We start from the raw sequence: 20,043 nt of genomic DNA on the forward strand, positions 1-20,043 counted from the left end.
CATCCTCACGGGAGACGAGCGCGGGCGGCGCATCCGCGGGGGCCACCAGAGTGACGAGCCCTCCGGGGGCTGGGGGCGTCGCGGGGTGCCGCGTCGGCACCGGTGTCGCCGCCGAGGGGGGCGCCCCGGGGGTGCCTTACGGAGGGCGAGCGAACCACGCCGAGGCCTCCGGCCCGGGGGAGCACACGCGGCGCGCGAGCGGAGCGCCGCTGCCCGGCGGGGTGCCCGCCGTCCGCGCGGCACGGCCCCGGGCCGTGCCCGGCCGAACGGCCGCCGCGCCCGGTGAGCGCCCGGGCCGGTGTCTGGCGGAAGCCCGGGGACGCGGGCGGACGGCCCGACCGGGGGCGGGGCCGGGCCCTCACGGACGCTGCGGCGCAGGTCCCAGCCGACCGGACCCCCGCTGCCACTGCCGGTGTCACGGCGTAACCGGGCGGACGGCCCAGCCGGGCAGACGGGCGTTCGACCCATCGCAAAGCGTCGGGGAGCCGCCTCGCCGGGCGCTTGCGGGAGGACGCCTTGGCCGCTCCCCCACCCCGCCAACCGCCGGAGGCCAGCGCGCCGCCGGGCCCACAGCACGGCGGGCCGCCCTCGCGCTCGGCGCGTGCGGGTGGGCGCCCTCGCCCGCGCTCCCCCGCCCCGCCAACCGCCGGAGGCTAGTGCGCAGCCGACTCCCAGTCCGCCCCCGAGCCCACCGAGACGCCCAGGGGGACGCTGAGCTGGACCGCGTTCGCCATTTCGCGGCGGACCAGTTCCTCCGCCGCCGCGCGCTCGCCCGGGGCGATCTCCAGGACGATTTCGTCGTGGACCTGGAGCAGCATGCGGGAGGAGAGACCGGCCTCGCTCAGCGCCTTGTCCACGTTGAGCATGGCGATCTTGACGATGTCGGCCGCGGTGCCCTGGATGGGGGCGTTGAGGGCCATGCGCTCGGCGGCCTCGCGACGCTGGCGGTTGTCGCTGTTGAGGTCGGGCAGGTAGCGGCGGCGGCCGAAGAGGGTCGCCGTGTAGCCCGTTGCCCGTGCCTCGTCGACCACCCGGCGCAGGTAGTCCCGTACGCCGCCGAAGCGCTCGAAGTAGGCGTCCATCAGGCCGCGCGCCTCGGCCGCCTCGATGTTCAGCTGCTGGGAGAGGCCGAAGGCCGAGAGGCCGTACGCCAGGCCGTAGGACATGGCCTTGATCTTGCGGCGCATCTCCGCGTCCACGGCCGACTGCTCGACGGAGAAGACCTGCGCGGCGGCGGTGGTGTGCAGGTCCTCGCCCGAGGTGAACGCCTCGGTCAGGCCCGCGTCCTCGGACAGGTGGGCCATCACCCGCAGCTCGATCTGGCTGTAGTCGGCCGTCATCAGGGACTCGAAGCCCTCGCCGACCACGAAGCCGCGGCGGATGGCGCGGCCCTCGTCGGTGCGGACCGGGATGTTCTGCAGGTTCGGGTCCGTGGAGGAGAGGCGGCCGGTCGCGGCGACCGTCTGGTTGAACGTGGTGTGGATGCGGCCGTCCGCGGCGATCGTCTTGATCAGGCCCTCCACCGTGACGCGCAGCTTGGCCTGCTCGCGGTGGCGGAGCATGATCACCGGCAGTTCGTTGTCGGTCTGGGCCGCGAGCCAGGCCAGAGCGTCGGCGTCGGTGGTGTAGCCGGTCTTGGTCTTCTTGGTCTTGGGCAGGTTCAGCTCGCCGAAGAGGACCTCCTGGAGCTGCTTGGGCGAGCCCAGGTTGAACTCGCGTCCGGCCGCCGCGTGCGCCTCCTTCACCGCCTGCTGCACGGCGCCCGCGAACATCTGCTCCATGGCCTCCAGATGGGCCCGGTCGGCCGCGATGCCGTGCCGCTCCATGCGGGCGAGCAGCGCGGAGGTCGGCAGCTCCATGTCGCGCAGCAGGTCCGCGGCACCGACGTCCGCCAGGCGGCCCTCGAAGGCCTCGCCGAGGTCGAGGATCGCGCGGGCCTGCACCATCAGCGCCTCGGCCTCGGCGCCGTCGTCCGCGCCGAACGCCAGCTGGCCGTCGGCCGCGGCGGCCGGGGCCAGCTCGCGGTGCAGGTACTCCAGGGACAGCGCGTCCAGGTCGAAGGAGCGGCGGCCCGGCTTGACCAGGTAGGCGGCGAGCGCGGTGTCCATGCCCACGCCGGCGATGCTCCAGCCGTGTTCGGCGAAGACGCGCATCGCGCCCTTGGCGTTGTGGAACACCTTCGGCCGGTCCGCGTCGGACAGCCAGGCGGCGAACGCCGTCTCGTCGGCCTCGTCCAGCGCCGTCGGGTCGAACCAGGCGGCCTTTCCGTCGGCCGCGGCCAGCGCGACCTCGGCGACCGAGCCGGTGCCCAGGGCCCAGGTGTCGACGGTGGCGACGCCCAGGGGCTGTGCGCCGTGCTCGGTGAGCCAGCCGGCCACCTCGCCGGTGCCCAGCACCACGCCGTCCAGCTCGACACCGTCCGCCACGACCGGGGTGGCCTCGGCCTCCTCGGCGCCCGGGTCGACGGCGTAGAGCCGCTCGCGCAGGGACGGATTGCGGATCTCCAGGGTGTCCAGGATCATCGCGACGCCCTTGCGGTCGTACGCGGGCCGCTCCAGGTCGGTGACCGCCTTGGGCAGCTCGACCCGCCGCTCCAGCTCGGTGAGCCGGCGGTTGAGCTTGACGGACTCCAGGTGATCGCGCAGGTTCTGCCCGGCCTTGCCCTTGACCTCGTCGACGCGCTCGACGAGGTCCGCGAAGGATCCGAACTGGTTGATCCACTTCGCGGCCGTCTTCTCGCCGACGCCCGGGATGCCCGGCAGGTTGTCGGACGGGTCGCCGCGCAGGGCGGCGAAGTCGGGGTACTGGGCGGGGGTCAGCCCGTACTTCTCGAAGACCTTCTCCGGCGTGAAGCGGGTCAGCTCGGAGACGCCCTTGGTCGGGTAGAGGACCGTGGTGTGCTCGCTGACCAGCTGGAAGGAGTCCCGGTCGCCGGTGACGATCAGCACGTCGAAGCCCTCGGCCTCGGCCTGCGTGGCGAGCGTGGCGATGACGTCGTCCGCCTCGAAGCCGTCGACGGCGAAGCGCGTCACGTGCATGGCGTCGAGCAGCTCGCCGATCAGCTCGACCTGGCCCTTGAACTCGTCGGGGGTCTTGGAGCGGTTCGCCTTGTATTCGGTGAACTCCTGCGACCGCCAGGTCTTGCGGGAGACGTCGAACGCCACCGCGAAGTGCGTGGGCGCCTCGTCACGCAGCGTGTTGGCCAGCATCGACGCGAATCCGTAGATCGCGTTGGTCGGCTGGCCCGTCGCGGTCGTGAAGTTCTCCGCGGGCAGCGCGAAGAACGCGCGGTAGGCCAGCGAGTGCCCGTCCATGAGCATCAGCCGCGGGCGGGCGCCGGAGGTGCTGTCGGTCTTCTTCGATGCTGTCTTCGCCACGACACCGATCCTGCCACGGACCACTGACAGTCGGTCCCGGCCGCGCCCGTCCACGCCGTGGGCGCGGTGGTGCGCGCGAAGTCCGCGACCCTTGCTCACGATCTCCGCCCGCCCCGGCCGGACGAGTTGTCGGCAGCGCGTGCGAGGATCGGAGACGTACCTCACACGCGTCAGCGAAGGAGCGCGCGATGGCCAGCAAGCCGCCCAAGGGTGATCCCGTCCAGGACGCGCCGCAGGTGACACAGCCCCAGCACGCGGCGGCCGGCATCCCGGCCATCGGCCACACCCTGCGGATGGCACAGCGGCAGATGGGCGTGAAGCGGACCGCGCTGACGCTGCTGAGTGTCAACCAGAAGGACGGCTTCGACTGCCCGGGCTGCGCCTGGCCCGAGCCGGACCACCGGCACAAGGCGGAGTTCTGCGAGAACGGCGCGAAGGCGGTGGCCGAGGAGGCCACCCTGCGCCGGGTCACCCCGGAGTTCTTCGCCGCGCACCCCGTGACCGACCTCGCCACCCGCAGCGGGTACTGGCTGGGCCAGCAGGGACGGCTCACGCACCCGGTGTACCTCCCCGAGGGCGGCGACCACTACGAACCGGTCACCTGGGAGCGCGCCTTCGGCATCGTCGCGGAGGAGATCGCCGCCCTGGACTCCGCCGACGAGGCGGTCTTCTACACGTCGGGACGCACGAGCAACGAGGCGGCGTTCCTCTACCAGCTCTTCGCGCGCGAGCTGGGCACGAACAACCTGCCCGACTGCTCCAACATGTGCCACGAGTCGTCCGGCTCCGCCCTGTCCGAGACCATCGGCGTCGGCAAGGGCAGCGTCCTCCTGGAGGACCTGTACAAGTCCGACCTGATCATCGTGGCGGGGCAGAACCCGGGCACCAACCACCCGCGCATGCTCTCCGCCCTGGAACAGGCCAAGGCGAACGGCGCGCGGATCATCAGCGTCAACCCCCTGCCCGAGGCCGGGCTGGAGCGCTTCAAGAACCCGCAGACCGCCAAGGGGCTCACCGCGGGCGCCGCGCTCACCGACCTGTTCCTGCAGATCCGCCTCGGCGGCGACCAGGCCCTGTTCCGGCTGCTGAACAAGCTGATCCTGGAGACCGAGGGCGCGGTCGACGAGGACTTCGTCGCGGAACACACGCACGGGTTCGAGGAGTTCGCCGAGACCGCGCGGGCCGCCGACTGGGACGAGACGCTGGCGGCCACCGGCCTCACCCGCACGGAGATCGACGAGACGCTGCGCATGGTGCTCGCCTCCGAGCGCACCATCGTGTGCTGGGCGATGGGTCTGACCCAGCACAAGCACTCCGTGCCCACGATCCGCGAGGTCGTGAACTTCCTGCTGCTGCGCGGCAACATCGGCCGCCCGGGCGCCGGCGTCTGCCCGGTGCGCGGCCACTCCAACGTGCAGGGCGACCGCACGATGGGCATCTTCGAGCGGCCCGCGCCCGCGTTCCTGGACGCCCTGGAGAAGGAGTTCGGCTTCGCCCCGCCGCGCGAGCACGGCTACGACGTCGTACGGGCCATCCGCGCGCTGCGCGACGGGGAGGCGAAGGTCTTCTTCGCCATGGGCGGCAACTTCGTGTCGGCCTCGCCCGACACGGAGGTCACCGAGGCGGCCATGCGCCGGGCGCGCCTGACGGTGCACGTGTCGACGAAGCTGAACCGCTCGCACGCGGTCACCGGCGCGCGGGCGCTGATCCTGCCGACGCTGGGCCGCACGGAACGCGATCTCCAAGTCGGCCCGGACGGGCAGAGCACAGAGCAGTTCGTCACCGTCGAGGACTCCATGGGCATGGTGCACGCCTCCCGGGGCCGGCTGGAGCCCGCGAGCGGGCAGTTGCTGTCCGAGCCGGCGATCGTGTGCCGCCTGGCGCGCCGGGTGCTGGGCGAGGACAGCCGTACGCCGTGGGAGGAGTTCGAGAAGGACTACGCGGCGATCCGCGACCGCATCGGGCGGGTCGTCCCGGGCTTCGAGGACTTCAACGCGCGCGTGGCGCACCCCGGGGGCTTCGCCCTCCCGCACGCCCCTCGCGACGAGCGCCGCTTCCCGACGGCCACCGGCAAGGCCAACTTCACGGCCGCGGCCGTCGAGTACCCCGAGCTGCCCGAGGGACGGCTGCTGCTCCAGACGCTGCGCTCGCACGACCAGTACAACACCACGATCTACGGCCTGGACGACCGCTACCGGGGCATCAGGAACGGCCGCAGGGTCGTCCTGGTCAACCCGGAGGACGCCCGGAGGCTGGACGTCGAGGACGGCTCGTACGTCGACCTGGTGAGCGAGTGGCGGGACGGGGTGGAGCGGCGGGCGCCCGGTTTCCGCGTCGTGCACTACCCGACGGCCCGGGGCTGCGCGGCGGCCTACTACCCGGAGACCAACGTGCTGGTGCCGCTGGACGCCACCGCGGACACCAGCAACACCCCGGCCAGCAAGTCCGTGGTCGTCCGTCTGGAACAATCGGCGACCGACTGAGCGTTTGCTCAGTCGAGCCGACGGCCCGACCGGGCGGCCGGCGCGCCAGCCAGACGGAGCGACGAGACGGAGCCGGCCCATGGGCGAGCAGCAGCAGACGCAGTTCCCGCAGGAAGTCATCGACGAGTACGCCGCGCTCGGCGTCGACCTGCCCGCGCTGTTCTCCGCCGGGCACCTGGGGACGCGCATGGGCGTCCAGATCGTCGAGGCGTCGCCCGAGCGGGTCGTCGGCACGATGCCGGTGGAGGGCAACACCCAGCCGTACGGGCTGCTGCACGGCGGCGCCTCGGCGGTGCTGGCCGAGACGCTCGGGTCGGTCGGTTCGATGCTGCACGGAGGCAGTTCCAAGATCGCCGTCGGCGTCGACCTGAACTGCACGCATCACCGCGGGGCCCGCTCCGGCCTGGTCACCGGGGTGGCCACGCCGGTGCACCGGGGCCGGTCGACGGCGACGTACGAGATCGTGATCAGTGACGAGCAGGACCGGCGGGTGTGCACCGCCCGTCTGACCTGCCTGCTGCGGGACGTGAACCCGGGTGACGCGGCTCCGGCGAGCTGAGGCGCCGGGGTCCCACGGCCCTCCCCGGCCGAGCACTCGCGGCTCGGGCATTGCTCCCGGCCTCTCCCCCGTCCTAGCGTCGGGGCATGGGACGGGGAGAGGCCCCCTGGCCGGGGGTGGCGGCTCGGCGGCTCCTTCTCGGCGCCCTGATGGCCGCCACGGCGGTCACGACCGTCTCCTGCGGCGACTCCGGTGACCAGGAGGCCGGTTCGGGCAGCAGCAGCGCGACGGCTGAGCCGCCCTCCCCCACGGAAGCCTGCGTCGGCGCCGTCGGCCACTGGGCCCGCGAGCTGCTGGCCGGCGGCGAGCCCTACGGCGACTACCAGTCGATGGGGCTGTCCAACCGTCAGTACGGCATCCTGCGCGAGGTCGTGGCGGCCGCGCGGGTCGCCGAGCGGCACCAGGGCGACCGCGCCGCCCGGCAGCTGATCGACCGCCGGGTGCGCGAGGCGTGCGAGGAGCAGTACGCCGGCGGCGGCCCGAGCGAGGGCCCGTGGCAGTGACGGGCGGCATCGGGCCGGTCGAGCCGGGCGAGGACACCCACGCCTGGGACGTGGCCGACCACGCCCGCCCGCGCGGCCGGGTCGCTCGGTTCTACGAGCGTCGCCGCCGGACCGTGCTCACGACCGCCGCCGCCCTCCTCCTGCTGCTCGGCGGGGGCTACCTGTACGCCGACCGGACCCGGGAGCCGGCGGCCGACCCGCCGCCCTACCCCTCCCAGGCGGTCACGCTCGAATACCTGGACGCCGTGGACGGCCCGAGCGGGGCGAAGGGCGGCGGCTTCAGCTTCGCGGTGCGGCTGAGCGTCCGGTCGGGACCGCCCGTCACCGTGACGCGGATCGCCCAGCCCTCGGCCGGCCTCTCGGTGACCTCGTCGCCCGCGGCACCTTTCCAGACAAAGCCGCATTCCGCCAGCAAGATCATTGTCACGCTGCGGGTGACGGAATGCAATAAAGCGCCCCGGAACCTCGGATTCCCTTTCTTGGATGTAACGCTGCGTAATGCGCGCGCAATACAAGCCCACAGTTTCATCCTGGGGTCACGCTATGCGCGGCAGCTCTCCCAGGCACTTCAGGTCGCCTGCAGCAACGATTCACGGTAATCACCAAAACGCTCCAGACACCTGAACACAGGCGGCGCGTCCTGCGGGTTCTCACCATGCGGACAGGGCGAATCGGCCTGAATTCCGCCCTTCTTCCCAGCCAGTACCGCTCTGCATTACCCGGTGTCATAACAAGAGCGTCACAGCATGAGTCAGACCCTCCTCCACGTTCCCCACACACGCTTAGAGTCACGGCCAGTCACCGCGCCGTCGGATTGTCACTTCGGCCCAGCGCTCGACTCGGCCGTCTCCACGGGGAAGCGGCTGTGCCAGGGAAAGGACTGATCGTGCGTCAACGTTCGCTCATCGCCATCACCGCCGCTCTGGCGGCGGGAGCGCTCACCCTCACCGCCTGCGGTTCGCGCGACGACGACGGCGGCTCGGACTCCGGAAGCGGCGGCGGAGGAACCACCGTCGTCATCGGCGTCGACGCCCCGCTGACGGGCGACCTGTCCGCGCTGGGCCTCGGCATCAAGAACTCGGTCGACCTCGCCGCGAAGACCGCCAACAAGGACAACTACGTCGACGGCGTCAAGTTCGAGATCCAGGCGCTGGACGACCAGGGCCAGCCGTCCGTGGGCCAGCAGAACGCCACCAAGCTCGTCGCCAACGACGACGTCCTCGGTGTGGTGGGCCCGCTGAACTCCTCGGTCGGCGAGTCCATGCAGAAGGTCTTCGACACGGCCAAGCTGGTCGAGGTCTCCCCCGCCAACACCAACCCCGCCCTGACCCAGGGCGTGGACTGGCAGACCAAGCAGGTCCGGCCGTACAAGTCGTACTTCCGCACCGCGACCACGGACGCCATCCAGGGCCCGTTCGCCGCGCAGTACGTCTTCAACGACTCCAAGAAGAAGAAGGTCTTCGTCATCGACGACAAGAAGACCTACGGCGCCGGTCTGGCCGCCACCTTCACCGACGAGTTCAAGAAGCTCGGCGGCCAGGTCGTCGGCACCGAGCACATCAACCCGGACACCAAGGACTTCAACGCCGTCGCCACCAAGGTGAAGAACTCCGGCGCCGACGTCGTCTACTACGGCGGCGAGTACCCGCAGGCCGGTCCGCTCAGCAAGCAGATCAAGGCGGCCGGCGCGAAGATCCCCGTGGTCGGCGGTGACGGCATCTACAGCGCCGACTTCATCAAGCTCGCCGGCGCCACCGGCAACGGCGACCTCGCGACCTCGGTCGGCGCTCCGGTCGAGGAGCTGCCCTCGGCCAAGGAGTTCGTCGCCAACTACAAGGCCGCGGGCTACAAGGAGGCCTACGAGGCGTACGGCGGCTACTCCTACGACTCCGGCTGGGCGATCATCGAGGCCGTCAAGAAGGTCGTCGAGGACAACGACGGGAAGCTCCCCGACGACGCCCGCGCCAAGGTCGTGGAGGCCATGCAGAACGTCTCCTTCGACGGTGTGACCGGCAAGGTCTCCTTCGACGAGTTCGGTGACGCGACGAACAAGCAGCTCACCGTGTACGCCGTCGAGAACGGTGCCTGGAAGTCGGTGAAGTCCGGCACCTACACCGGCTGATCAACCGCACCCACCACTGATCACGTGATCACGAGCCGCGCGGGGCGCCGTTCCAGGCGCCCCGCGCGGACTCGCATCCGGCCACATCCGTCGATAGTTCCGAAAGTCTCGGAGGACATGCGGTGAACGAACTGCCGCAGCAGCTGGTCAACGGCCTGCTACTGGGATCCATGTACGGGCTGGTCGCCATCGGCTACACGATGGTCTATGGCATCGTCCAGCTCATCAACTTCGCCCACGGCGAGATCTTCATGACCGGTGCCTTCGGCGCGCTCACGGTCTATCTCTACATCCTGCCCGACGGCACCTCCATGCTGATCGCCCTACCCCTGATGCTGATCGGCGCAGTGATCGTCTCGGTCACCGTCGCGGTCGGGGCGGAACGGTTCGCCTACCGTCCGTTGCGCGGCGCACCCCGCCTCGCCCCCCTCATCACCGCCATCGGTCTCTCCCTCGCTCTCCAGCAGGCCGTGTGGGCCTGGTACCCCGGCGCCAAGTCGAAGATCAGCTTTCCGCAGATCGACGGCGGCCCCTTCCACCTCGGCAGCGTCACGCTCCAGACCGGTGACATCTTCCTGCTCGTCGCGGCCCCCGTCAGCATGGCCATCCTCGCCTTCTTCGTGATGCGCACCCGCACCGGACGCGGCATGCAGGCCACCGCGCAGGACCGGGACACCGCCAAGCTGATGGGTGTCGACACCGACCGCATCATCGTGATCGCCTTCGCACTCGGCGCCGTGTTCGCCGCCGTGGGAGCCGTCGCCAACGGCCTGAAGTACGGCGACATCGACTTCCGCATGGGCTTCATCCTCGGCCTCAAGGCCTTCACCGCCGCCGTCCTCGGCGGCATCGGCAACATCTACGGCGCCATGATCGGCGGCGTGGTCCTCGGCGTCGCCGAGACCCTGGCCACCGCGTTCATCGCCGACGTACCCGGTCTGGAGAAGCTCGGCAGCCAGTCCTGGGCCGACGTCTGGGCCTTCATCCTCCTCATCCTCGTGCTCCTGTTCAGGCCACAGGGCCTGCTGGGCGAACGCGTCGCGGACAGGGCGTGACACCGATGACCACACAGACCACCGCACCCGAGAACGCCGGCACCTCCGCCGCGCGCGAAGCCTCCGGCCTCATCGGCATACCCGCACAGGCCGGCCGCGCCCTCGCCACCGGCGGCGGCATCCTCACCGTCGTCTCCACCTTCCTCGCCTGGACCTGGACCGACGAATTCCCCGGCGACCTCACCTTCTACGGCTACCCGGGCGGCCTCCAGGTCCTGGTCCTCATCGCCGGCGCCCTCACCGCGCTCTTCGGCCTCGCCTCCTACGACGTGAAGGGGCTGCGCTGGCTGGTGCCCGCCGGCGCCGACGCCGCCCTCAAGTTCGCCGCGCTCGCCGCATTCGCCACCACCTGGTACACGGTCATCGCGATCAGCGCCCAGCTCGGCGGACTCGTCAACCTGGAACCGGGCGCCTACGTCGCCGCCGTCGCCACCCTGCTCGCCGTCCTCGGCTCGCTCGCCCTTCCCTTCGAACGCCCCGAACCCGACCCGTTCGACCCGGACGACACCGGCTGGGAGCAGTTCAAGCACACCACCGCGCACAACTGGCAGACCGTCAGGGCGGCCTTCGCCGGCGGCACCCCGCGCCCGGTGCGCGCCCTGCCCTCGTACGTCGAGATCCTGATCATCGTCGCCGTGCTCGCGATCGCCCTGCTGGTCTTCACCTACGGCATCGGCACCGAGTACGACGAACTCTTCGTCGGCTTCCTGGTCACCGCCGGCCTCGGCTTCGCCGCCCTCAACAAGGCCGGCCTGGTCGCCCAGGCCACCGAGATCACCACCCGGCACCAGAACATCACCGTCTGCGGTGCCTTCATCGCGGCCGCCTGCTTCCCCTTCACCCAGTCCGACGACCAGTACGCGACTCTCGGCGTCTACATCCTCATCTTCGCCACGGTCGCCCTCGGCCTGAACATCGTCGTCGGCCTCGCCGGTCTGCTCGACCTCGGCTACGTCGCCTTCCTCGGTGTCGGCGCCTACGCGGCCGCGCTGGTCTCCGGCTCGCCCAGCTCGCCGTTCGACGTGCACTTCCCCTTCTGGGCGGCCGTCATCGTGGGTGCCCTGGCGTCGCTGGTCTTCGGCGTCCTCATCGGCGCCCCCACCCTGCGGCTGCGCGGCGACTACCTCGCCATCGTCACCCTCGGCTTCGGTGAGATCTTCCGCATCACCGCCAACAACCTCGACGGCACCTCGGGTCCCGACCTCACCAACGGCTCCAACGGCGTGTCGTCCATCCCGGACCTGAAGATCTTCGGGCTCGACCTCGGCGTCCAGCACGACTTCGGCGGCTTCACCATCGGCCGGTTCGCCAACTACTTCTTCCTGATGCTCGTCATCACGGCCGTGGTCGTGCTCGTCTTCCGGCGCAGCGGCGACTCCCGCATCGGCCGCGCCTGGGTCGCCATCCGCGAGGACGAGACCGCCGCCCTCGCCATGGGCATCAACGGCTTCCGCGTCAAGCTCATCGCCTTCGCCGTGGGCGCCACCCTCGCCGGTCTCGCCGGCACCGTGCAGGCGCACGTCACCTACACCGTGACGCCCGAGCAGTACCTCTTCGCCGGCACCACCCCGCCCAACTCGGCGTTCCTGCTCGCCGCGGTCGTCCTCGGCGGCATGGGCACCATCGCGGGTCCGCTGATCGGCGCCTCGCTGCTCTTCCTGATCCCCAACAAGCTCCAGTTCCTCGGCGACTACCAGCTCTTCGCCTTCGGACTCGCGCTCGTCCTGCTCATGCGCTTCCGCCCCGAGGGACTCATCGCCAACCGGCGCCGCAAGCTCGAATTCCACGAAGAGGCCGAAGCACCCACCACCCTGAGCAAGACAGGGGCCTGACCACCATGACCACCGACACCACCACCAGGGACACCACCCCGGGCGCACCCGCCCCCGGCACCACCGTCCTCGACGCGCGCGGCGTCACGATGCGCTTCGGCGGACTGACGGCCGTCAACGGCGTCGACCTCACCGTCAACAGCGGGGAGATCGTCGGCCTGATCGGCCCCAACGGCGCCGGCAAGACCACCTTCTTCAACTGCCTGACCGGCCTCTACATCCCGACCGAGGGCGAGGTCCGCTACAAGGACAAGGTCCTGCCGGCCAAGTCCTTCAAGGTCACCGCCGCCGGCATCGCCCGCACCTTCCAGAACATCCGCCTGTTCTCCAACATGACGGTCCTGGAGAACGTCCTCGTCGGCCGCCACACGCGGACCAAGGAGGGCTTCTGGTCGGCCGTCCTGCGCGGACCGGGCTTCCACAAGGCGGAGAAGGCCTCCCGCGAACGCGCCGAGGAGCTGCTGGAGTTCGTGGGCCTGGCGAGCAAGGCCGACCACCTCGCACGGAACCTGCCCTACGGCGAGCAGCGCAAGCTGGAGATCGCCCGCGCCCTCGCCAGCGAGCCGGGGCTGCTGCTCCTGGACGAGCCGACGGCCGGCATGAACCCGCAGGAGACGCGGACCACCGAGGAACTGGTCTTCGCCATCCGCGACAAGGGCATCGCGGTCCTCGTCATCGAGCACGACATGCGGTTCATCTTCAACCTCTGCGACCGCGTCGCCGTCCTCGTACAGGGCCAGAAGCTCGTCGAGGGCGACAGCGCGACCGTGCAGGGCGACGAGCGTGTCATCGCCGCCTACCTCGGCGAACCCCTGGAGAACGACCCCGGTGCCGCGGAGGCCGCCGAGGTGGAGGCCGCCGAGGCCGCCCAGGCCGACGCCTCCTCGGACACCTCGGCCGGCAAGGAGAACGACCGATGACCGCACTGCTCGAGGTCGAGGACCTCCGCGTCGCCTACGGCAAGATCGAGGCCGTGAAGGGCGTCTCCTTCAAGGTCGACGCCGGTGAGGTGGTCACCCTCGTCGGCACCAACGGCGCCGGCAAGACCACCACCCTGCGCACGCTGTCGGGTCTGCTGAAGCCCGTCGGCGGTCAGATCAAGTTCGGGGGCAAGTCGCTCAAGAAGGTGCCGGCGCACCAGATCGTCTCCATGGGGCTCGCCCACTCGCCCGAGGGGCGGCACATCTTCCCCCGCATGACGATCGAGGACAACCTCCGCCTCGGCGCCTTCCTGCGCAGCGACCGCGCGGGCATCGAGAAGGACATCCAGCGCGCCTACGACCTGTTCCCGATCCTCGGGGAGCGCCGGAAGCAGGCAGCGGGCACCCTCTCCGGCGGTGAGCAGCAGATGCTCGCCATGGGCCGCGCCCTGATGTCCCAGCCCAAGCTGCTCATGCTCGACGAGCCCTCCATGGGTCTCTCCCCGATCATGATGCAGAAGATCATGCAGACGATCGCCGAGCTGAAGTCCCAGGGCACCACCATCCTGCTCGTCGAGCAGAACGCCCAGGCGGCCCTGTCCCTGGCGGACCACGGCCATGTGATGGAGGTCGGCAGCATCGTCCTGTCCGGCAGCGGGCAGGACCTGCTGCACGACGAGTCGGTCCGCAAGGCCTACCTCGGCGAGGACTGAGCCGCCCCCGGGAACCGGAGAGGCCCGCGCCCCCTCGGGGGTGCGGGCCTCTCTCGTGGTCCTGGGTGTCAGCCCTTGGCCGCCTTCTTCTCGTCGGCGTCCTGGATGACCGCCTCGGCCACCTGCTGCATCGACATCCGCCGGTCCATGGAGGTCTTCTGGATCCAGCGGAAGGCGGCCGGCTCGGTCAGGCCGTACTCCGTCTGGAGCACCGACTTGGCCCGGTCCACCAGCTTCCGCGTCTCCAGGCGCTGGCTGAGGTCGGCGACCTCCTTCTCCAGCTCCTTCAGCTCCGTGAACCGCGAGACGGCCATCTCGATCGCCGGAACGACGTCGCTCTTGCTGAAGGGCTTCACGAGATACGCCATGGCGCCGGCGTCCCGGGCCCGCTCCACCAGGTCGCGCTGGGAGAACGCGGTGAGCATCAGCACCGGCGCGATGCTCTCCTCGGCGATCTTCTCGGCCGCGGAGATGCCGTCCAGCTTGGGCATCTTCACGTCGAGGATCACCAGGTCCGGCCGGTGCTCGCGGGCCAGCTCCACGGCCTGCTCCCCGTCCCCGGCCTCGCCGACGACGGAGTAACCCTCCTCCTCCAGCATCTCTTTGAGGTCCAGCCGGATGAGCGCCTCGTCCTCGGCGATGACGACACGGGTCGTCAGCGGAGGCACGTGCGACTTGTCGTCGTCGGGCACGTCTACGGGCTGGGGCGACTCGGGGGAGGTCACGTGAGCTCCTAGTTCGGGGCAGGGGTACCGCTGACAAGAGCCTACCTAGCTCCTGTATCTTTGAGTCACCGAGGGGCTACACTGACCTTCGGTTCGAAGAGGCTCCGGTAGTCCAATCGGCAGAGACGATGCCCTCAAAAGGCATTCAGTGTGGGTTCGAGTCCCACCCGGGGCACTTTACCTTCATTTCGAAGGCATCCCTCAGATCCGTCGAGGCACCCGTTCAGCGGTCGTCCTCCCCGATGTGATGCACCCGCACCAGGTTCGTCGTACCCGAGACGCCGGGCGGTGAGCCCGCCGTGATGACCACGACGTCGCCCTTCTGGCAGCGGCCGTACCGGGTGAGCAGCTCGTCCACCTGGTCGACCATCGCGTCCGTGGAGTCCACGTGCGGACCCAGGAAGGTCTCCACCCCCCAGGTCAGGCTCAGCTGCGAGCGGGTGGCCGGCTCCGGGGTGAAGGCGAGCAGCGGGATGGGCGAGCGGTAGCGGGACAGGCGGCGGACGGTGTCGCCGGACTGGGTGAAGGCCACCAGGAACTTCGCGCCGAGGAAGTCGCCCATCTCCGCCGCGGCCCGGGCCACCGCGCCGCCCTGGGTGCGGGGCTTGTTGCGCTCGGTCAGCGGGGGCAGGCCCTTGGCCAGGATGTCCTCCTCCGCCGCCTCGACGATCCGCGCCATGGTCCGCACCGTCTCGGTCGCGTACTTGCCGACGCTCGTCTCGCCGGACAGCATCACCGCGTCCGTGCCGTCGATGACCGCGTTGGCGACGTCGGAGGCCTCCGCGCGGGTGGGACGGGCGTTGTCGATCATCGAGTCGAGCATCTGGGTGGCGACGATGACGGGCTTGGCGTTGCGCTTCGCCAGCTTGATCGCCCGCTTCTGGACGAACGGCACCTGCTCCAGGGGCATCTCGACACCCAGGTCCCCCCGGGCGACCATGATGCCGTCGAAGGCCGCGACGATGCCCTCGATGTCCTCCACGGCCTGCGGCTTCTCGACCTTGGCGATGACGGGCAGGCGGCGGCCCTCCTCGTCCATGATGCGGTGCACGTCGCGGATGTCCCGCCCGCTGCGCACGAAGGACAGCGCGATCACGTCGAAGCCGCTGCGCAGGGCCCAGCGCAGGTCGTCCTCGTCCTTCTTCGACAGCGCGGGGACGGACACCGCGACGCCCGGGAGGTTGAGGCCCTTGTGGTCGGAGACCACGCCGCCCTCGATCACCGTCGTGCGGACGCGGGGCCCGTCGACGCCGGTGACCTCCAGGCACACCTTGCCGTCGTCGACGAGGACGCGTTCACCGGGGGTGACGTCGGCGGCGAGGCCGGCGTAGGTGGTGCCGCAGGTGTGGCGGTCGCCCTCGACGCCCTCCTCGACGGTGATGGTGAACGTGTCGCCGCGTTCAAGGAGTACGGGGCCCTCTCCGAAGTGGCCGAGGCGGATCTTCGGACCCTGAAGGTCGGCGAGGGTGCCGACGCTGCGGCCGGTCTCGTCGGACGCCTTCCGGACACGGCGGTAGCGCTCTTCGTGTTCGGCGTGGGTGCCGTGGCTGAAATTGAAGCGGGCGATGTCCATTCCGGCGTCGACCAGGTCCTTGATCTGGTCGTACGAGTCGGTGGCGGGCCCAAGAGTGCAGACGATCTTTGCTCGGCGCATGGGTCGAGCCTATGACTTACCGGCCAGTAGCGAATTGGCCACGTATGACCACTCAACAACCTTTGAGTAAAGGGTTATTGACAAGTGTTGAATTGTGCGCCGGGGCGCTCCGATGAGCATTCCCGGCGGTTCTTATTGCGCCTTTCGGGCAATTGAGCGACCCGCTGTTGACAGGCGAGGTGATCACGCAGGAATCTACGCGCGTTGTCGATGCCGTGCCGTCAAGGAGATCCCGTCATGCCGTTCAACCGCCGGAAGTTCCTGAGCAGATCCGCAGTGACGGGAGCGGGGGTGGCGCTGGCCGGTGCGGCGGCGGCTCCGGCGGCCGAGGCGGCGCCCGCCGCGCACCGGGGCCGCAGGCGGCCCAAGCGGTACGCGCTGACCGTGCTGGGCACCACCGACCTGCACGGACACGTCTTCAACTGGGACTACTTCAAGGACGCCGAGTACACGGACGCGGCGGGCAACGCGCAGGGACTGGCGCGCATCTCGGCCCTGGTCGACCAGGTACGCGAGGAGAAGGGCCGCCGCAACACGCTGCTCCTCGACGCGGGCGACACCATCCAGGGCACCCCGCTGACGTACTACTACGCGAAGGTGGACCCGATCACCGCCAAGGGCGGCCCGGTGCACCCGATGGCCCAGGCGATGAACGCCATCGGGTACGACGCGGTGGCGCTCGGCAACCACGAGTTCAATTACGGCATCGAGACGCTGCGGAAGTTCGAGGAGCAGTGCGACTTCCCGCTGCTCGGCGCGAACGCGGTCGACGCGAAGACGTTGAAGCCCGCGTTCCCGCCGTACTTCATGAAGACCTTCCGGGTGAAGGGCGCGCCGCCCGTGAAGGTGGCGGTGCTGGGCCTGACCAACCCCGGCATCGCGATCTGGGACAAGGCGTACGTGCAGGGCAGGCTCGCCTTCCCGGGGCTGGAGGAGCAGGCGGCGAAGTGGGTGCCGAAGCTGCGCTCGATGGGCGCCGACGTGGTGGTCGTCTCGGCGCACTCCGGCTCCTCGGGCACGTCCTCGTACGGCGACCAGCTCCCGTACGTCGAGAACGCGGCGGCCAACGTGGCGAAGCAGGTGCCGGGCATCGACGCGATCCTCGTCGGGCACGCGCACCAGGAGATCGCGGAGCTGAAGGTCGTCAACGACGAGACCGGGAAGACCGTCGTCCTGTCGGAGCCGCTGTGCTACGCCGAGCGGCTCACCCTCTTCGACTTCGAGCTGGTATTCGAACGCGGGCGGTGGCACGTGGAGTCGGTGAAGGCGTCGCTGCGCAACACCAGCACGGTCGCCGACGACCCGAGGATCACCCGACTGCTGACCGACGAGCACGCGAAGGTCGTGGCGTACGTCAACCAGGTCGTCGGCACCGCCACCGAGGCGCTGACGACGGTGGAGGCACGGTACAAGGACGCCCCGATCATCGACCTGATCACCAAGGTGCAGGAGGACGTGGTCAAGGCGGCGCTGGCGGGCACCGAGTACGCGTCGCTGCCGGTGCTGGCGCAGGCGTCGCCGTTCTCCCGGACCTCCGAGATCCCGGCCGGCGACGTGACCATCCGGGACCTGTCGAGCCTGTACGTGTACGACAACACGCTGGTCGCGAAGGTGCTGACGGGCGCGCAGGTGCGGGCCTACCTGGAGTACTCGGCGGAGTACTACGTCCAGACGGCCGCCGGTGCTCCCGTGGACGTGGACAAGCTGACCAACGCGGGCGGCCGCCCGGACTACAACTACGACTACGTGTCGGGGCTGACGTACGAGATCGACATCGCGCAGGCGGCCGGGTCGCGGATCAGGAACCTCGCCCACGGCGGTACGCCGCTCGCCGACGACCAGCAGTTCGTGCTGGCGGTGAACAACTACCGGGCCAACGGCGGCGGTGCCTTCCCGCACGTGGCGTCGGCCAAGGAGGTGTGGGCGGAGTCGACGGAGATCCGCACGCGCATCGCCGAGTGGGTGACGGCGAAGGGCGTGCTGGACCCGAAGGACTTCGCGTCCGTGGACTGGTCGCTGACGCGGGACGGCACGCCGGTGTTCTGATCCGGGTCCGCCGGGCGGGCCTCAGACGCCGTCCACCAGGGGGATGAGCGCCCGGGGGCGGCGCGCGGACGGGATCTGCGGTTGTCCGCTCTCCAGGCCGAAGGTGGTGAAGGCGGTGCGGCCGGGCAGGGGGTACGGCTCCTGCCCGGTCAGGTCGTTGAGGATGGTCGCGCTGCGCCAGGCGGCGAGGCCGAGGTCGGGGGCGCCCACGCCGTGGGTGTGGGTCTCGGCGTTCTGGACGTAGACGGAGCCGCCGACGGAGGGGTCGAGGAGGAGGCGGAACCGGTCGTCGACGCGGGGGCGTTCGCGGCCGTCGCGGCGCATGTAGGGGTCGAGGCCGGCGAGGACGCGGCCGAGGGGGCGCTCGCGGTATCCGGTGGCGAGGACGACGGCGTCGGTGGTGAGGCGGGAGCGGGTCTTCTGCTGGGCGTGCTCCAGGTGGAGTTCGATCCTGGTGGTGGCGACGCGGCCGGCGGTGCGGACGTGCACACCGGGGGTGAGGACGGTGTCGGGCCAGCCGCCGTCGAGGGTGCGGCGGTACAGCTCGTCGTGGATGTCGGCGGTCGTGTCCGCGTCGATGCCCTTGTGCAGCTGCCACTGGGAGGCGACGAGACGGTCGCGGACCTGTTCGGCCAGGCCGTGGAAGTAGCGGGTGTAGTCGGGGGTGAAGTGCTCCAGGCCGAGCTTGGAGTACTCCATGGGGGCGAACGCCTCGCTGCGGCCCAGCCAGTGCAGCCGCTCGCGGCCGGCGGGCCGGTGGCGGAGCAGGTCCAGGAAGATCTCCGCGCCGGACTGCCCGGTGCCGATGACGGTGACGTGCCCGGCGGCGAGGAGCGCGTCCCGGTGGTCGAGGTAGTCGGCGGCGTGCAGGACGGGCACGCCGGGCGCGTCGACGAGGGGCCGCAGCGGGTCGGGGACGTCGGGCTCGGTGCCGACGCCGAGGACGACGTTGCGCGTGTGGGTGCGGCCGAGGGCCTCGGCCTCGCCCTCCGCGTCGAGCTGGGTGTAGTCGACCTCGAACAGCTCGCGCTCGGGGTTCCAGCGGACGGCGTCGACCTGGTGGTGGAAGCGGAGCGAGGGCAGGCTCTCGGCGACCCAGCGGCAGTAGGCGTCGTACTCGGCGCGCCGGATGTGGAAGCGCTCGGCGAAGTAGAAGGGGAACAGGCGCTCTCTGGCCTTGAGGTGGTTGAGGAAGGTCCAGGGACTCGCCGGGTCGGCGAGGGTGACCAGGTCGGCGAGGAAGGGCACCTGGACGCGCGCGCCGTCGATGAGCAGCCCGGGGTGCCAGTGGAAGGCGGGGCGCTGGTCGTAGAACACGGCGTCGAGCCCGGCGAGGGGGTCGGCGAGTGCCGCGAGGGAGAGGTTGAAGGGGCCGATGCCGATGCCCACGAGGTCGCGGGGGACGTCGGACGCGGTGGCGTTCATCGCGGAGCGGGTCCTTTCGGGAAGTTTTCCACGGGGGTGCGGAGCGCGGGCGGCTCGGCGGGACGGGCATGGAGGGTGGGCGGGGCAGCCGTGAGCCGCGGCCGGCGGGCGGGAGCGCGGGTGGCGAGGGCGACGGCCCTGGCGGAGGCACGAGTGGCGCGGGCAGGGCCGGCGGCGCCCTCGGCGGGCACCGTCTCCAGGGCGCGGAGCGCCGCGGCACCGCCCCGGGCGGGCAGGATCTCGCCGGCCGCGACCACGGCCCGGGAGGCGACGGCGTCGAGCCCGCCCCAGGGCGGCCGGCCACCGCGGGCGGCCGCGGCAGCGCGCCGAGCGCGCGATACGACGCCGAGCGGGGACCGCAGGACGCGGGCCCTGGCGAGAGCGGGCGGGGCGGTGGGCCCGGAGGGCGGTGGCGCGTGGGGTGGGAGGTCGCGTGGGGGCCGCGGGGCGTGGGTGCCGTGCGGGTTCCGGATGGAGGGCGGGGGGCCCATGGGCTGTCCTCCGGGCGCGGGGACGGGGAGCTCCAGCTTGGACGCGAATGCGTGGCTTCGCCCGGACAGCCCAACGATCACACCCGAAAGGGTGTACGCCCGCGGCCGGTTCCCCGGGGGAGGGAACCGGCCGCGGCG

Annotated in this window: 15 protein-coding genes and 1 tRNA gene; 11 read left to right on the plus strand and 5 right to left on the minus strand. The window is 70.8% G+C overall.

The genetic code is table 11. From position 1 onward, the window contains the following. Nucleotides 1-653: 653 nt before the first annotated feature. A complete protein-coding gene (gene polA / locus OIE75_RS09340) occupies nt 654-3,377 on the minus strand; it encodes a DNA polymerase I (RefSeq protein ID WP_307011286.1) in 2,724 nt (907 codons plus the stop codon). A gap of 188 nt (nt 3,378-3,565) precedes the next feature. Between polA and OIE75_RS09345 the strand changes: the two genes are divergently transcribed. The 9 genes from OIE75_RS09345 (at nt 3,566) to OIE75_RS09385 (ending at nt 13,564) form a co-directional block, all read left to right on the plus strand. Beyond that, nucleotides 3,566-5,860, plus strand: coding sequence for an FdhF/YdeP family oxidoreductase (locus OIE75_RS09345; RefSeq protein ID WP_329470313.1), 2,295 nt, complete (start codon nt 3,566-3,568; stop codon nt 5,858-5,860). Nucleotides 5,861-5,939: 79 nt separating this feature from the next. Then, nucleotides 5,940-6,419, plus strand: coding sequence for a PaaI family thioesterase (locus tag OIE75_RS09350; RefSeq protein ID WP_307011289.1), 480 nt, complete (start codon nt 5,940-5,942; stop codon nt 6,417-6,419). 86 nt (nt 6,420-6,505) lie between these two features. Further along, nucleotides 6,506-6,922: a hypothetical protein gene (locus OIE75_RS09355; RefSeq protein WP_307011291.1), complete on the plus strand. Its 417-nt coding sequence runs from the start codon at nt 6,506-6,508 to the stop codon at nt 6,920-6,922. After that, nucleotides 6,919-7,521 (plus strand): Tat pathway signal sequence domain protein, encoded by a 603-nt coding sequence (locus tag OIE75_RS09360; RefSeq protein WP_329470315.1) that lies wholly within the window; start codon nt 6,919-6,921, stop codon nt 7,519-7,521. The genes OIE75_RS09355 and OIE75_RS09360 overlap by 4 nt, the downstream gene beginning before the upstream one ends. Before the next feature lie 287 nt (nt 7,522-7,808). Then, nucleotides 7,809-9,044 carry a branched-chain amino acid ABC transporter substrate-binding protein gene (locus OIE75_RS09365; protein ID WP_163015660.1) on the plus strand — a complete coding sequence of 412 codons (1,236 nt, stop codon included), beginning with the start codon at nt 7,809-7,811 and terminating at the stop codon, nt 9,042-9,044. 122 nt (nt 9,045-9,166) lie between these two features. Continuing rightward, entirely contained in the window at nt 9,167-10,099 is a 933-nt protein-coding gene (locus tag OIE75_RS09370; protein WP_307011294.1) for a branched-chain amino acid ABC transporter permease, read from the plus strand. A 5-nt stretch (nt 10,100-10,104) separates the two neighbouring features. Then, on the plus strand, nt 10,105-11,931 hold the full coding sequence (locus OIE75_RS09375) for a branched-chain amino acid ABC transporter permease (RefSeq protein WP_307011297.1): 1,827 nt from the start codon (nt 10,105-10,107) through the stop codon (nt 11,929-11,931). A gap of 5 nt (nt 11,932-11,936) precedes the next feature. Further along, nucleotides 11,937-12,851, plus strand: a complete 915-nt coding sequence (locus tag OIE75_RS09380; protein WP_307011299.1) for an ABC transporter ATP-binding protein — start codon at nt 11,937-11,939, stop codon at nt 12,849-12,851. Continuing rightward, nucleotides 12,848-13,564, plus strand: coding sequence for an ABC transporter ATP-binding protein (locus tag OIE75_RS09385; RefSeq protein WP_122615020.1), 717 nt, complete (start codon nt 12,848-12,850; stop codon nt 13,562-13,564). The genes OIE75_RS09380 and OIE75_RS09385 overlap by 4 nt, the downstream gene beginning before the upstream one ends. Before the next feature lie 68 nt (nt 13,565-13,632). Here the strand turns inward: OIE75_RS09385 and OIE75_RS09390 are convergent, their stop codons facing one another. After that, nucleotides 13,633-14,289: an ANTAR domain-containing response regulator gene (locus tag OIE75_RS09390; RefSeq protein WP_122615019.1), complete on the minus strand. Its 657-nt coding sequence runs from the start codon at nt 14,287-14,289 to the stop codon at nt 13,633-13,635. A gap of 101 nt (nt 14,290-14,390) precedes the next feature. On the opposite strand from OIE75_RS09390, the gene OIE75_RS09395 reads away from it, so the two are divergent. Continuing rightward, nucleotides 14,391-14,464, plus strand: a tRNA-Leu gene (locus OIE75_RS09395). A 48-nt stretch (nt 14,465-14,512) separates the two neighbouring features. Here OIE75_RS09395 and pyk read toward each other — a convergent pair. Further along, entirely contained in the window at nt 14,513-15,943 is a 1,431-nt protein-coding gene (gene pyk / locus OIE75_RS09400; protein WP_329470317.1) for a pyruvate kinase, read from the minus strand. A 237-nt stretch (nt 15,944-16,180) separates the two neighbouring features. Here pyk and OIE75_RS09405 point away from each other — a divergent pair, with 237 nt between their 5' ends. Next, a complete protein-coding gene (locus tag OIE75_RS09405; RefSeq protein ID WP_329470318.1) occupies nt 16,181-17,989 on the plus strand; it encodes a bifunctional metallophosphatase/5'-nucleotidase in 1,809 nt (602 codons plus the stop codon). A gap of 21 nt (nt 17,990-18,010) precedes the next feature. Here OIE75_RS09405 and OIE75_RS09410 read toward each other — a convergent pair whose 3' ends face one another. Beyond that, on the minus strand, nt 18,011-19,414 hold the full coding sequence (locus OIE75_RS09410; protein ID WP_307011307.1) for a lysine N(6)-hydroxylase/L-ornithine N(5)-oxygenase family protein: 1,404 nt from the start codon (nt 19,412-19,414) through the stop codon (nt 18,011-18,013). After that, complete coding sequence (locus OIE75_RS09415; RefSeq protein ID WP_329470320.1) at nt 19,411-19,905, minus strand: hypothetical protein; 495 nt, start codon at nt 19,903-19,905, stop codon at nt 19,411-19,413. The genes OIE75_RS09410 and OIE75_RS09415 overlap by 4 nt, the downstream gene beginning before the upstream one ends. Nucleotides 19,906-20,043: the final 138 nt, after the last annotated feature.

The sequence above is a fragment of the Streptomyces sp. NBC_01723 genome (assembly GCF_036246005.1).
Lineage (GTDB): Bacteria > Actinomycetota > Actinomycetes > Streptomycetales > Streptomycetaceae > Streptomyces.

Coding starts and splice junctions, on each gene's coding strand:
- OIE75_RS09415 (WP_329470320.1), bottom strand. CDS start 19,905: ATGGGCCCCCCGCCCTCCATCCGGAACCCGCACGGCACCCACGCCCCG.
- pyk (WP_329470317.1), bottom strand. CDS start 15,943: ATGCGCCGAGCAAAGATCGTCTGCACTCTTGGGCCCGCCACCGACTCG.
- OIE75_RS09385 (WP_122615020.1), top strand. CDS start 12,848: ATGACCGCACTGCTCGAGGTCGAGGACCTCCGCGTCGCCTACGGCAAG.
- OIE75_RS09410 (WP_307011307.1), bottom strand. CDS start 19,414: ATGAACGCCACCGCGTCCGACGTCCCCCGCGACCTCGTGGGCATCGGC.
- OIE75_RS09345 (WP_329470313.1), top strand. CDS start 3,566: ATGGCCAGCAAGCCGCCCAAGGGTGATCCCGTCCAGGACGCGCCGCAG.
- OIE75_RS09375 (WP_307011297.1), top strand. CDS start 10,105: ATGACCACACAGACCACCGCACCCGAGAACGCCGGCACCTCCGCCGCG.
- OIE75_RS09405 (WP_329470318.1), top strand. CDS start 16,181: ATGCCGTTCAACCGCCGGAAGTTCCTGAGCAGATCCGCAGTGACGGGA.
- OIE75_RS09350 (WP_307011289.1), top strand. CDS start 5,940: ATGGGCGAGCAGCAGCAGACGCAGTTCCCGCAGGAAGTCATCGACGAG.
- OIE75_RS09355 (WP_307011291.1), top strand. CDS start 6,506: ATGGGACGGGGAGAGGCCCCCTGGCCGGGGGTGGCGGCTCGGCGGCTC.
- OIE75_RS09380 (WP_307011299.1), top strand. CDS start 11,937: ATGACCACCGACACCACCACCAGGGACACCACCCCGGGCGCACCCGCC.